General features: G+C 50.1%; 3 protein-coding genes. All 3 read left to right on the top strand.

Annotation, left to right across the window (positions count from 1 at the left end; all coding sequences use genetic code 11):
* The first annotated feature begins 121 nt into the window (after window positions 1–121).
* Complete coding sequence (locus ACOJUO_RS03600) at window positions 122–7,738, top strand: AAA family ATPase (RefSeq protein ID WP_422138938.1); 7,617 nt, start codon at window positions 122–124, stop codon at window positions 7,736–7,738.
* A 148-nt stretch (window positions 7,739–7,886) separates the two neighbouring features.
* A complete protein-coding gene (locus ACOJUO_RS03595) occupies window positions 7,887–15,236 on the top strand; it encodes an AAA family ATPase (protein WP_422138937.1) in 7,350 nt (2,449 codons plus the stop codon).
* A 63-nt stretch (window positions 15,237–15,299) separates the two neighbouring features.
* Window positions 15,300–15,446 carry a hypothetical protein gene (locus tag ACOJUO_RS03590; protein WP_422138936.1) on the top strand — a complete coding sequence of 49 codons (147 nt, stop codon included), beginning with the start codon at window positions 15,300–15,302 and terminating at the stop codon, window positions 15,444–15,446.
* Window positions 15,447–15,564 lie beyond the last annotated feature (118 nt).

Genomic DNA, 15,564 nt, shown 5'->3' with positions numbered 1-15,564 from the left:
GCTTTTTGAGATCGGTGATTTCCTCCAATAGTCAGGACTATCGGAACTTTTTTCCAACCCTAAGGTCAAATTACTGATGACTTTCAATATCAGTTTTTTAATGACAGCAAGGAGATGGACTATGGATGGTCAGATTGGTAAAGGTACAACAAAACGCGCTCTTGATCTTAGCCTGCCTGATGATGGCGTAGCAGCCAAGATAGCAAAGCTGGATTTAGCGTCAAAGGAAAAGAAGGATGTAGGAATTTGCTCTGAAGTAAGGCCCAAACTGGAGAGATCACCGTCTTTGGAGAGGTTGCCTGCCAGAGCGAGAACTCTATCCTCAACGGACTCCTTCCTGCCAAAGCCCACTCATGCCTTCGATTTTCGTTTTGTCGCCAGTGATGATGAGGTTCGACAGCTTTTGCTTGACCAGACCCGCGATAAAAGCCGGGACGTCACCCTGATTTGCCATCCCAATGACCTCTCTGAGGCTAACCTGCTGAACCGATTGAGCATCTCCGCTGACGGTCGCCACCTTCTGCGTTCGGGCAAGCTCTTTGAAGGTTCGCAGCCATTGACCCTGGTGCTGGATATCCGAAAACTCAGCAGCGATGAACTCCCCGTATTTAACGATCTACTGGACCCGGATAACCCCTGTCTGTTCGACAAAGTCAGCCAGAAGAAACGCCCTCTGGGTGAGCATGTTGCCCTGCTGGTGCTGGCGGACCCTGCACAGTTGAAATCAATTGGCAGCTCAGACGAGGTGCCGGGAGCCGATTTCTGGCGGCGAATTAATCGCCCGGGCAATACCTGGCAGTTCGATGCTCAGAGCGACAATAAAACCGATAATAAAACCGATAATGTCCCATCGATGGCCATCAATAAGGTTCCTCCACTGTTGCCAGAATTGCCCAGTGCCGAAAGCGCCATGGACGACGACAATACCGTTTGTATTGAATGTCACTTGCACAGCCACTGGCGACAGTTGCTGTTGGGTGGTCCCGGAGTGGATCAGCAGGGGCGAATCCAGCATATCCCCGGCAGGCTTGAGTCATTGAGAGCCGGGCAACGGGTCATTCTGAAAGGTGCCAACTGGCAGGATCTGGCCTTTGAGCAAACGATTCGACAGATGCTGGCGCAACAGAGCTTTGAGAGCAATGGCAAGCTCTGTCGGTTACCCGACGATGTTCAGTTTTATCAAATGCCAGTGGCGGAGGATGAGCTTCATTCACTGTTTCAGACCCTGTCCCGCTCCAGTGACAAAGGGTTTGGTAAAGGGCAGGCACCACAAAACCCGATCATTATTAACCAGAGTAATATTGCCCAATGGCTGAGCCCGATTGCCATTGGTCCGGAAGGCTATGCAGTCCCCGACACCTGTCTGTTGGAACAGCTTCGGGCAGGAGGTGTGGTCACCGTAACCTCTCCTCTCTCTGAGGCACACTGGTTTCGTTTACTGGGTTCTCTGCAGACTATTGGCGAGACCACAGACCTGAAGCCCCGACTTCGGGTAGCTCATTCAAGACAACAGCCGAAAGCTCTGGGACTGACAGAAAACGATGCGTACTCTCTGGCCAATAAGCGTCACCTGCAGGAAAAAATCAAAGAGCAAACCGACATTAAAGCCTTCATTTATCAGCAACCTGCCTTTGCAAATTATCATGTCAATAATTTCTTGAGAGCACCTCTGGTCATTCAGGTCAATGAACAGACCAGCCTCGGCCAGCTATTTGATAATATCTATATCACCTCGGAACAAAAGGCACATTTCGGACGCAGTCAGAGTGACTTGCAAAAGGCATTGACCACTGGCAATCGGGTGGTCTTCCGGGGGCTGGAGAGCAATCCAACCCTTCAGCAGCTTCTGGAACCCCTGATTATCGGGCAACCTTTGCTGGTGAATGGTCAATTACAGGCCTATCCGAAAGCTGATGTGACAATACTCTGGCCTGAGTCTGTGAAAAGCCCATCCTCAGTATTTCGTTTGATGGTCGCCAAGAGTAAGCTGTACCCAGAGCCCGACCCCTGGGATATCAATGTCCTCAAGCATCATATCCGCCGGGAAAAACTGCCAGAGAAAGCCCTTCACTCACTTTACAAAGCGTTCAATACCGTACCTGGATACCTGTGCAAACCCCTGCCAAAAATGACCGCAGGGTTGTTGAGTAACCTGATACTGGCTGCCCAACGAGCAAAGCAGGTTGACCATTCCTCAGAGCTTTTACCCCGCCACTGGCGCAAGGCCATCAATAGCGTCATTACCCATGGTACCCGTCAGCATCCGGCGGTGCGTGATTTTATGAAAGTGGCTTGTTGGCACTTGTTACCGGATAAGGATCAGGCCGCCTCGGTAGACCCGGATCAGTTAGCGGCCATCCTCAATAGCGCCCCGCGACTGGATAGAAAGTTTGTCAGGCAGAACCTGTGGCCACTGGCCCGAGCCTTTGACCCGGCCGTGTTTAAAGATGCCGAATTGCAGCTGTCCTATAAAAGTCCGTTTCCAGAGCGGAGTGAAAAAGACTTTATGGACAGGCTCTGTGCCATGATCGCGGCCCATGGGCCTGAGGATAAACGAGAGGCCATAGCCTATCAGTTGGCAGTCGATCCGGCGGCAACAAAGCCCTGGCAATCCCTGGCGATCAGACCAACCAGACAGATTAAACGTTTGCAAGATGCTCTGGCTTGTGGCTGGCAGTTACTTTCGCAATCAGGGCAGACCCGATCCGATGCCATTCACGCTCTGGCCTCCGACTGTTTAGACATTGCCAGAGGAGAATATGTCACAGAGAATCACTCAGAACGCATTGAACGCATAGAAAATCGACTGTCTGATTCACTGCGATGGCCGGATTCTGGTGATAGGTCATTTGTCACAGAGAATCCTGACCCGAAACGCATTGAACAAATAGAAAATCGACTGTCTGATTCATTGCAATGGTCGGGTTCTGGTGATAGGCCATTGTCAGCAATGGCCCGGGATCTTTATCACGGCGAGATGGGGCAGGAGGATCGTGAAAACCGTCGATTATCCCGGCTCCATGACCGGCTTAAAGACTCTCCCGTTATATTCATTGAGGGAGAAACCGGCACCGGAAAAAGTTACTTTTCAGCGAAGATGGCAAAGGCTTCAGGACAGGCTTCGGTCATTTCCCTTGGACCTTCTGACAGCGAACAGACCCTGATGAAACGCTGGCAGTGGCAACAACAAGACGACGGCGACCGCTCTATGGTTCAGCAAAACCGGACATTGATGGAATGGGCCAATAGCGAATCCGACAAAGATGGAGAATACATCACCCTGGTGCTGGATGAAGCTAACCTGGCTGAAGCCGGATTGCTGGCATCATTAAACGGCTTATGGGAACCGCAACCTTGCATCTATGTGAATGGTCATCCTGTCAAGGTCAGCGAAAAACACCGGGTAATTCTCACTGGCAACCCCGATCATTATGCCGGGCGTCAGCTGGACCCGACCCTGAAGGAAAATCTGCCCAGGGCTTACTACCCACGCCTGGATCAGGCTTTCCTTCGGGACAGGGTGGTGGAACCGGCTTTGCTCAATCATTTACAACGCCATCAAATAAACGGTATTGCACATAAGGCCAGCAAGAGTGTGATGGCACTGTGGCAATATTATCAGGAGCTGTTGCCCGACCATGAGTTTACCCCCAGGGATTTAACCGATATCTGCAGCTGGGTGGGCTGGTATCTGGATCGTGCGTTGTCCAAAGGCGACAGTGTTAGCTGTGAGCAAGTGAACAGTTTGATCCAGCAAAGTTTCCGGGATGTACTGGGTGCCGAAATCAGCGAGACGCATCAGGATGCCCTTTCGGCACTGGAAATCTGGTTTGCTGCCCGTTACGAACTGGACAATAGCCTGCGCGACAAGGTTCATAACCACACCCTGCCAGATATTCAGCGGGACTTCGAAGCATTTACCAAAGAATTCCGACCTGAGTTTGATACCTCCGGATCGGCAGTCCGTGAACTTGCGCAACAGCTTGGGCAGGATTTAAGCCGCTGTCAGCAGGCTTATCATCACGACAGAAAACACGGCGGTCGTCAGGCAACGCTGATTGAAGGCCCGGCCGGACGGGGTAAAGATGCCACGCTGAATCTGCTGATCAAAAGTGTCAAACAGCGAGCTGAAGAACGGGGAGAAATCATGCCAGAGGTCTTTCCCCTGAATGCCTGTGATTGCTCCTGGGACACAGTGCGTGAAGCGATCCAGAAGGCAAAAGTCAATGGCGGCATCGTGGTGATTTCGGAAATGAATCTGATCGACAGCCAGCATCTGGAAGGTGAGTTAAACGGTATTCTGGCCGGTGACGCGCATCCGGGTTTCCATCTCTTCGCCACCATCAACCCACCTGTATACAGCGGTCGAAAACCCTTATCACCGGCGCTGAAAGGACGTTTCAGACATTTGCCGATCCGGCAGTACAACCCGACCGAATTGCAGACCATTGCCGAAAAAGTGTTGCCACAGAACACCCAGGGGAAATTCGCGGCTGAAAAGCTGACCCAGCTACATTGTCGCTTGAGGGCTGACCTGAAACAGAAAAACCTGCCGTTACAGCCCAGCAGCCGTGATTTACAAACTGTCGCCAAGGCTGTTACCAGAGCGGGCGATTTCAGCGACAACGGACTGCATCAATGCCTCAATCAGCACTATCGGCTTTACCTGATAGCCGCCAGTACATCGCTGGAGGAACTGCCAGAGTCATCAACGCTTGCCATGGATAAAGGAGTCTTCGATTCCGGACTTTGCGAATGGTTCAACAAAACAGTACCCAACATTGATCGTCCGTGGATGATACGACTCGGTCACCTCGACAGTATTGATGAAAAAAACCATGAAATTCGCATTAAGGTTCGTCCGAATAACGAGGAGGTCAAAGCGGAAATCATCAGAAGGGTGGCTCAGGCCAAGTGGCAGGCATACGGTCTTCCCCTGAAGCCGGATCAGTCGGACGATATGCTCATCCAGGCACTTTACCGACACTGGCAACAACGCTGGTTTGCTCATGAGTTTCGCGAGACGGGCGTGGCTGCTAATAGCGTCTTTCCCCTGACGGAAGAACAGGAACAAACGCTGAAAATGTCAGTTAACCAGCCTTATCTTCAGGAGGCTGATCAACGGATAGGGGCATGGAACTCAGACCCAGTCCAATTGTGGCCTGCGTTTTGGCACCAGGCAAGTGATCAGCCGAACGACAGTCTTGACGATTCTGAAAAAAACATCCTGAAAGCCCTCAGGAATAAGGATGCGATGTTGGACCGGATAACTAACTATAAGCATCTGGAGACGCCACAGCCTTATAACTATAAAGTTTTTGATGTCGAGTCCCCTGCGCCCGTGATGAATCGCTGGTGGGTAAAGGATATTAATGTGACCGCCCGGGGTGATGTCGAACGGCTCGATATCAATGATCAGGACATTGAGGGGTTTGAAACCCTGACACCGTCGCAACAACTGCCAGAGACATTAACCAGAGTTCAAACACTGGCGAAATTTAAAACGACATCGAAGAATGGGCAGTATCTATTGCCCAGCCTGACGCCTGACGAGTCTATCGTGGCCCTGCGTATACTACCCGAGATGGCATTTACCCTGATCAGGGGCCGATATACCGGACTTCACACGCTGTCTGTTCCAGAGGCCAAAGCCGATCAGTTTATTCACGTGACTTATGTCGTAGAGCCGAGAGCACCGGGCAAAAAAACACCGGCTGAAGCAGTCCGTGCAGGACGATCAACACGGCCTGACGTCTACTGTTCAAAGGGTATGAAAACGGTACTGAATGAATTGTTTAAGAACATTGCCGATCAGCCATCCGAAATTCGGGAGGGCTTGAAGACAATAAAAAAAGCTAAAAACACAAAGCAACGTATTAAGGCGATCACGGACTATTGCACACAGTTTTCCGGCGAGACTCAGCCAGATAGCGGTGAAAATTTCTTTAAATTCCTGGTCACACAGCGACAAGGTAGCTGTCGTCATCGTGTGCCTGTTTTCGTTGCTTTTTGTCGTTATTTCGGGATTCCATGCCGGCAAATCACCAACCCTGCCCATTGCTTTGCTGAGTATTCCGTGGATGACGGTCAAACCTGGAAATCGGCGAATTTAGGCGGTCCAGTTGTAGGGTCAAGAGAAATCAACTGTGACTCCCGGCCCATCTGGAAGTTGAGGAATTCCAATCATGTGTCAGCGAAGATTAAGGATCTCCTGAAAAGGGCTGATTTTGCACAACAGCAAGCTCTGGCTGAAGCTTCCGGCATGAGCCTTGGGGAACTGAACAAAGCCCTTGCTTCAGAAAGTGCGTGGTCTGCAACGAATCCGGGTCCTTCCAGTATTCTGAAGAACCTCTGGGAGAGAAAAGATTTAGCCGGTTTTTCCATGGCTGTCTCGGTGATCGAGTCTCTGAAGACAGATGCATTGGCCTGGGGCAAGAATGAATTTAAAGCAATATCGGAGGCAGCCAGACATATACTGTCCAACAGTGATGAAGATCAGGTCACTGAGCTTCTCAAGTCACTCCGTTCAAAAATAATGGGTCAGGCCGGAGCAAGCCCTCATCAGTGGTTGAATTTAATAACGGACATACTGGTAGACATAGACTTAGCCAAACCTTCGCTGATTCACTTTGCCTATGAAGCCATGGAATCAGGTTGGCTTGAACCACTGCCGGTCAATGTGAAACATCCTGCACTGACCACGAAACTTCATCTGTTATTGTTGCTCCTGGAAAACGTAGACGAGCTGAAAGTTAAAGCCGCCCATTGCCTGAAAAACTGGTATCAGACATTTTATTCCAGGGAAAAAAATAGCCAGGCATGGCAGTTGTTTTATAAGCGTTTCCAAGAGAATAAAGATGATACCCGCGCCTTCATCACTGATAGTTATGATGGGTTTTCGTTATCCCTTGAAAAAAGTATTGTCGACTCATCTTTACAGGAGGCCTGGACGGACCAACCCAATGGCATTCCCAATATAGAACGAATGCTGACGCATAATCCTGCATTTGTACAGTTAATCTCGGGTAAGGCAAACTGCCGCCCGGTGATTATCCTGGGGCAACCTTGCTGGTTTACCACAGTGATTGATGAAAAGGCTAAAGCCTTGCTTTATCAGGAAGTTGAGAACAGTCCGGTATTGAAGCCGTTAATGGAAAAAATCGATCAATATCTGATAAACGAAAAAGAAAAACGCCACTATCTTGGGCAAGAATTAGACGAGATCTTTGCACAGTTAATAGGAATGAGTGTTCGCAGCAACATTACAAACATGGACGAATTACTGCTTCAAGTTAAGGAAACACCAATTGCTACGCAAAACAAATACGAAGCCGAGCCCTCTAAGTTATCACCTGAGGAGCAAACACTTGTGGATAACTTAAAAAGCAAGTACTCCCGGGCGCTTCGTCAGGCCTTCAGTCATTATCTGTTTGGATTGACACACTCGAAAGGCGGCTCCTTAACGTATTGTTGGTGCGATTCTGCCGCCCTGGCCAAGATCTCGGTTAGCGGTTCCCATGGCGCTCATGATCCCTCCTCTCCGGAAGAGCTGAATGCCATAATGGAAGAATTGGATCCCTCTCTGACTCGGGAAAGTCTCAATGATGACTACTTACGACAGGCACAGGACGCCAGTAACGCTCTGGTGCTGAGATCCGCTGAGCTGACAGCAATGGCCGATGAGTTTTTAAACAGTGTGAACCTGAACTCGCTTTATGAGTCATTGGACACCTGGTAACCGTTTGGTCTTGATGAGTTTTTCGAGATCGACTACTTCCTTCAATGCTTAACGGCTTATTATTCAAGCGGAACTTCCATCCTGTCTGAAGGTCATATCATTAAACATTTTCAATGCAGTCCTTCAGATGACAGGAGAGAGATTGATTGTGGATGGTCGGATTAATGAGAAAATAAACAACTCCGTGGTTAACACTGGTGTACCAGACAATGGCGCAAAACTGGATTCATGGTCAAAGGCTGTACAAATCTGCCCTGAAATAACCGCCAAACTCAACAGATCGTCAACTCCGATAACATCGCCTGATAAAGCGAGAACCGTATCCTCACACTCAAAGACCCCTCATGCCTTTGATTTTCTTTTTGTTGCCAGTGATGATGAGGTTCGTCAACTTTTGTTTACCCGAACCGGTGATGAGCATCAGGATGTCACCCTTATTTCCCATCCCGATGATCTCTCACAGGCTAATCTGGTGACCCGGTTGAGCATTTCCGACGATGGTCGCCACGCCCTTCGTTCAGGCAAGCTGTTCGAGGGTTCAAGACCATTAACACTGGTGCTGGATATCCGAAAGCTCACCAGCGGGGATCTGTCAAAATTCAACGATCTACTGGATCCGGATAACCCCTGTCTGTACGACAATGTCAGCCAGAACAAACGTCCCCTGGGGGAGCATGTTTCCTTGCTGGTTCTGGCAGACCCCACACAGTTAGCATCGGCTGGGCAGCGTGACGAAGCAGCGGGGGCCGATGCACCGGGGGCTGATTTCTGGCGCCGAATTAATTGCCCGGAAAATACCTGGCAGTTCAACGCACAAAAAGCCAAAGTCCCTCCTGTATTGGCTGAGCTCCCCCCTGCTGAAAGCGCTGTGGATGACGACAATATCCTTCTTATTGATTGTCACCTGCACAGCAGCTGGCGACAGTTGCTGCTGGGCGGCCCTGGAGTGGATAAAAGGGGACGAATCCGGCACATCCCCGGCAAGCTTGAATCATTAAAGATCGGACAACGGGTAATATTGAAAGGAGCCAACTGGAAGGATCTGGCATTTGAACAGACGATGCGACAAATGCTGGCGCAAAAGTGCTTTGAGAGCAATGGCAAGATCTGTCATTTACCCGACGATGTTCAGTTTTATCAGATGCCGGTAGGGGATGAAGAGCTTCATTCACTGTTCCGGGCCCTGTCCCGCCCTGATGAGGCAGGACTTTCCCATAACCCACCGGGAAACCCGATCATTATTAACCAGAGTAATATTAGCGAATGGCTGAGCCCCGTTGCCATTAACCCGGAAGGTTATGCTGCGCCTGACACCCGCTTGCTGGAACAGGTTATGGCGGGCGGTGCAGTCACCGTAAGCTCAGCTCTTAATGAAGCCCTCTGGTTTCGTTTGCTGGGTTCACTGCAGACGATTCGCGAGACAACAGGTCTGGAGCCCCGACTTCAGGTGGCTCATTCAAGACAGCAGCCGAAAGCCCTGGGATTAGCAGAAAACGATGAGCAGCCTCTGTCCATCCCACAGGAAAAAACCGGAGACCAGGCTGCCTTTGAAACCGTCATTTATCAGCAAAATGCCCAGGCACGCCATTGGATCAATGATCACCCGAAAGCACCTCTGGTCATTCAGGTCAATGAGCAGACAAGCTTCAGCCAGCTATTTGACAATATCCATATAACCTCGGAACAAAAAGCCCATTTTGGGCGATGTCAAAGTGATTTCCAGAAGGCATTAACCGCTGGTAAGCCGGTAGTAATCCTGGGACTCGAGAGTAATCCCGCACTTGCGCAGCTTCTGGAGCCCCTGGTTGTTGGGCAACCTTTGTTGGTAAGTGGCCAATTACAGGCCTACCCGGACGCTCATGTCACCCTACTCTGGCCTGAGTCTGCGAAAAGCCCCTCTTCAGTATTGAGCTTGATGGTTGCCATGGGTAAACCCTGTCCTGAGGTTGATATCTGGGAGAGCAATGCCCTCAGGCATGGTATCCACCGGGCTGAGCTGCCAGAACAAGTGCTTAATGAAGTTTACGAAGCCTTTCAAACCGTACCCGGCGGCCTTTGTAAACCTCTGCCTGAAATCACCGAAGGCTTGTTGAATAACCTGATACTCGCTGCCCGCAGAGCACAACAGGTTGACCAGTCGACACTGCTCCTGCCCTGCCACTGGCGAAAGGCCATCAACAGTGTCGTCACTCATGGCGCCCGGCAACATCCATCTGTGCGTGATTTTATGAAAGTGGCTTGTTGGCACTTGCTACCGGATAAGACGCTGGATATCAATAAAAAGCCAAATGAGAATCAAGCTGCATGGGTAGACCCGGATCGCTTGCATGAGATCATCATTAGTGCCCCACGGTTGGATAGAGAGTTTGTGAAGGAAAACCTTTGGCAACTGGCCAGAGCCTTTGACCCGGCAGTATTTAAAGCCCAGCAATTACGACTGAGATATAAACGTCCATTTCTGAGCGATGAAGAAGAAGCTCTGGACAGACTCTGTGCCCTGATCGCGGCTCACGGGCCTGAAGAAAAACGGGATGCAGTGGCGTATCAGTTGGAAGTCGATCCGGCGACAGCAGAGCCCTTTCAACCCTTAGCCATCAGGCCAACAAGACAGATTAAACGTTTGCAGGATGCACTGACCTGTGGCTGGCTGTTAATTTTGCCAGCGGGGCAGATCCGATCCAATGTCATTCACGCCCTGGCCACTGATTGTTTCCATATTGCCAGGGGAGAATATGTCACTGAGAATCCTGACGCAGAGCGCATTGAACGCATAGAAAATCGACTGTTTGAATCAATGAAATGGACGGGTTCCTATGATCAGTCCCTGTCAGCACTGGCTCATGATCTTTATCACGGCGAGATGGGTCAGAAGGATCGTGAAAGTCGTCGATTATCCCGACTCCATGACCGGCTTACTGACTCTCCCGTTATATTCCTGCAGGGGGAAACCGGCACCGGAAAAAGTTACTTTTCTGCCAAAGTGGCCAAGGCTTCAGGCCAGGCTGCGATCATTTCCCTTGGACCTTGTGACAGCGAACAGACCCTGATGAAACGCTGGCAGTGGCAGAAGCACGCCGATGGCGACCGCTCTATGAAGCTGGAAAACCGGACGTTGATGGAATGGGCCAGGACCCGATCCGACACAGACGAAGGCTGTGTCGGAGGAAACTTTATCACCCTGGTGCTGGATGAAGCCAATCTGGCCAAAGCCGGATCGCTGGCGTCATTGAACGGTTTGTGGGAACCGCAACCCTGCATCTATGTAAATGGTCATCCTGTCAGGGTCAGCGCAAAACACCGGGTAATTCTCACCGGCAACCCGGATCATTATTCCGGGCGCCAGCTGGACCCAGTCCTGAAAGAGAAACTGCCCAGGGCTTACTACCCTCGGTTAGACCGGGCATTCCTTCGGGACAGAGTGGTGGAACCGGCTCTGTTCAATCAGTTACAACGATATCTGACAGGACCTCAAATAAACAAAATTCTACCCAGTGCTGCCGGGAGTGTGATGACACTCTGGCAATATTATCAGGAACTGTTACCAGAGCATGAGTTTACCCCCAGGGATTTAACCGATATTTGCAGTTGGGTGGGCTGGTATCTGGATCGTGCGTTATCCAAAGGAGACCGTGTTAGCTGTGCGCAAGTGAACAGTTTGATCCAGCAAAGTTTCCGGGATCTACTGGGTCCCGAAATCAGCGAGACTCAACAGGATGCCCTTTCGGCACTGGAAATCTGGTTTGCTGCCCGTTACCCACTGGACAACACATTGAGCGACAACGTTCGTATAAAAATCCTGAACGATATACAGCAGCCCTTCATGCAATTCGCTGAAAAAAACCGACCTGAGTTTGATACCTCCGGATCGGCAGTCTGTGAGCTGGTGCAACGGCTGGGACAGGATTTAAGTCGCTGTCAGCAAGCTTATCATCGCAAGATAAAACACGGCGGCCGTCAGGCGACGCTGATTGAAGGCCCGGCTGGACGGGGTAAAGATGCGACGCTGAACCTGATGATCGAAAGTGTTAAACAACAGGCTGAGAAAAAGGGAGAAACCATGCCAGAGATATTTCTCCTGAATGCTTGTGATTGTTCCTGGGATAAAGTGTGTGAAGCGATCCAGAAAGCAAAAGTGCAAGGCGGTATTCTGGTAATTTCGGAAATGAATCTGATCGACAGCCAGCATCTGGAAGGTGAGTTGAACGATATTCTGGCCGGTGATGCTCATCCGGGCTTCCATCTGTTTGCCACCATCAACCCGCCTGAGTACAGCGGGCGAAAGCCCCTATCACCGGCTCTGAAAGGCCGTTTCAGACATTTGCCGATCCGGCAGTATAAGCAGACCGAATTGCAGACCATTGCCGAAAAAGTGTTGCCTCAGACCACGGAGGGGAAATTCGCGGCTGAAAGACTGACTCAGTTACATTGCCGATTAAGGGCTTACCTGCATCGAAAAAACCTGCCGTTGCAGCCGACCAGCCTTGATCTGCAGAATGTTGCCAGGGCTGTTACCAGAGGGTGCGATTTTAGTGAAAACGGACTGCATCAATGTCTTGATAAGCACTACCGGCTTTACCTGATGGCAGCCGGCCTGTCGCTGGAGAAACTGCCAGAATCATCGGCTCTCGTCATAGGTAAAAGCAAGCTTGATTCTGAACTTTGCTATTGGTTCAACCAAAGGGTACCGGGCATTAGTCGTCCGTGGTTGATACGACGCAGTGATATCAACAGTATTGATGAAAACAATCATGAGATTCGTATTGAGGCTGAGCTGAGTAAAGAGGAAGCCAAAACGGAAATTATCAAAAGGGTGGCCAGAGCCAAATGGCAGGCATCCGGTCTTTCCCTGAAGCCGGATGAGTCGGACGATATTCTCACCCGTGCACTTTACCGACACTGGCAGCGACACTGGTTTACTCGTGAGTTTGGTCGCACGGGCGTGGACGCCAATAACCTGTTCCCTCTGACAGGAGAACAGGAACAAACGCTGAAAATATCGGCTTGCCTGCCTTATGTTCGGAAGGCTGATGAGCTGATAAGGGCTTGGAACGCCAATGAAGTTCAATCATGGCCTGCGTTTTGGCAACAGATAAGTGATCTGCCGAACCATTGGCTTGACAGTTCTGAAAAATACAATCCGGAAGTCCATGAGAAAGAGGCTACAGCATTGGACCAGGAAACGAACTATTCGCACCTGGAGCGGCGGCAAGTTGTCGATCATAAAATTTTTGATACAGAGAGCTTTCCTACCAATATGTATCGCTGGCAGGCAGAAGATATTTATGTGACCGCCGAGGGTGATATCAAACTGATCGATATTAATGATCAACATATTCAGGGAGTTGAAACCCTGATACCTGACAGTTTACCGGGGCCTGACCAGGAAGTGACACTAGCCGGCGATCAAACACTGGCGACCCTGATCATCCCATTGCACAAGGGTCGATGTACCTTGCCCAGCCTGAGGGCTAACGACTATATCGTCACCCTGCGTATAAAACCCGAGTTGCCATATAATCTGACCAGGGATCGATATACTGGTCTCCACACACTGTCTGTTCCTGAGGCCGAACCCTTCCAGAGTATTGAAGCTGCCTATGTCGTAGAACCCAGAGAAGCGGGCATGAAAACACCCGCCAAAGTAGCCCTCCCGAAACAGGCAACACGCTTTGACGCCCACTGTTCAGAAGGTATGAAAACTGTACTGGACCGATTGTTCAAGACCATTGAAGGCCTGCAACAACCAACCGCAGAACAGCTGCCTTTATGGAAAATCAAAAACGCTAAAAACACGACGCAACGCATTGAGGCGATCAAGGACTATTGCCAACAGTTCTCCGGTAACGCCGTAGCAGAGAGCAATGAAAATTTCTTTCAATTCCTGGTAACAAAACGGCAAGGAAGCTGTCGTCATCGTGTGCCTGTTTTTGTCGCTTTATGTCGCTATTTCGGGATTCCGTGTCGGCAAATTGGCAACCTTACTCACGCCTTTGCCGAGTGTTCCATGGATAGCGGCCAAACCTGGGAGTCAGTGAATTTGCTCGGGGCGCCTGCCGAGGTGACAGAAACCCCGTCTGTCTTCCAGCCTACCAGGAGGGTCAGTGGTTCTGGCACTGAGTCAAAGAAACTGAAGGAGCTCCTGAAAGGTGCTGACCTGGCACAACAGCAAGCTCTGGCTAGCTCCTGCGGCATCAGCATTGGGGAACTGAACAAAGCCCTTGAGACTAACGGTGCATTGCCAAAAGGCAGTCTAAGCAGCTCCGATATGGTAGACAAACTTTGGCAGGAAGGAGATTTAGCCAGTTTTTCCATGGGTGTCTCAATATTATTGGAAAAAGAAGCATTAAGATATCGCGACAGGATTTTGATCGCTGAGGTCTATAACAATGATGAGAATGAACATACAACGATGTCGGATGCAGTAAGAAAAATATTGTCCAACGATAATGCCGATCAGGTCATTGGACAACTCAAGTTATTGTACTCAAAAATAATTGCTCAGGGTGGATCAATCCCAACAAGGTGGTTGAGATCAATGAATAGTTTATTGGATAGCAAATCCCTGGCCATACCTCCGTTTATTCGCCTTGCCCATGAAGCCCTGGTATCGGGTTGGTTGGATCCACTGCCGATCTACTATAACCATGTTATGAATGCCGCTCAGCATCATCAGCTATTAGCGCGTCTGGAAAGCATCGATGAATTGAAGGTAAATGCTAACCATTGCCTGAAAAAGTGGTATACGGAATTATTCTCCAGGGAAAAAAACAGCCATGAATGGCGATACATTTTTGGCTATTTACAAAACTACGAAGATTATTCCTTTTTCGTCACTCATTGTCATGGTGGGTTTTCGCCACTCCTTGAAAATAAAATGGCCCACTCATCCTTACAGACCGCCTGGACGGACGAACCTCAGGGAGTTCCGAATATTGAACGAATGCTGGTGCATCAGCCCGCCTTTGCGCGGTTAAACCCTGGCACGGCGAACCACCGTCCGGTGATTATGCTGGGGCGACCTTTATGGTTCGACTGCGGGTTAATTGAAAAGGCCGGGGCTCTGATCCAACTAAAAGCTGAGAATAGCCCGAGCTTGAAGCAGTTATTGGAAGACATCAAAGAAAAACCTGATGAGGAATCATCTGACCTTTTGGAAAATTTTAAAAAACAATGCTGGGAAGCAATTAAGCAAGCCTTCAGTCATTATCTGTATGGAGTGGCAAACTCGAACGGCGGTTGCTTAACGTATTTTTGGACCAATGCTTACGCCGGGCCACACTCCTGTGGCGCTCATGATCCATCCTCTCCAGCAGAGCTGCATGCCATGATGTTAGAAATTGGTACCAACTTCTTTTTTCAGAAATTTATCAGGGATGACTACATAAGGCAGGCACTCAACGCCAGTAATGCCCTGGTCCTGAAACCCAATGAACTGACAAAAATTGCCGGAGAGTTTTTGGACAGCCTGAATTTGAATTCGTTGTCTGAATCTTTTTAAAAGCCTTGACATCACACCCTCGAATGGAGGGTGTCGCAAAACTCTCTCCAGCGTGGGAACGAGTTGACTCCCGTCATTCCCGGCTTCATTCCCGTCATTCCCGGCTTCATTCCCGTCATTCCCGGCTTCATTCCCGTCATTCCCGGCTTCATTCCCGTCATTCCCGCGAAGGCGGGAATCCACACTGACTCACCACCAGAACCATACTGACCGGTGTCCCCCTGGCCTTGTCATCCCCGAGAAGGCAGAGATCCACCGTTGGCGCTGGATTCCCGCCTTCGCGGGAATGACGACCTCGGAGCATGGGAACGAGTTGTTGGGCTTTTGC

The sequence above is a fragment of the Endozoicomonas sp. ALC020 genome (genome assembly GCF_049275935.1).
GTDB lineage: Bacteria > Pseudomonadota > Gammaproteobacteria > Pseudomonadales > Endozoicomonadaceae > Endozoicomonas_A.
This window is presented reverse-complemented; position numbering and strand designations above follow the sequence as displayed.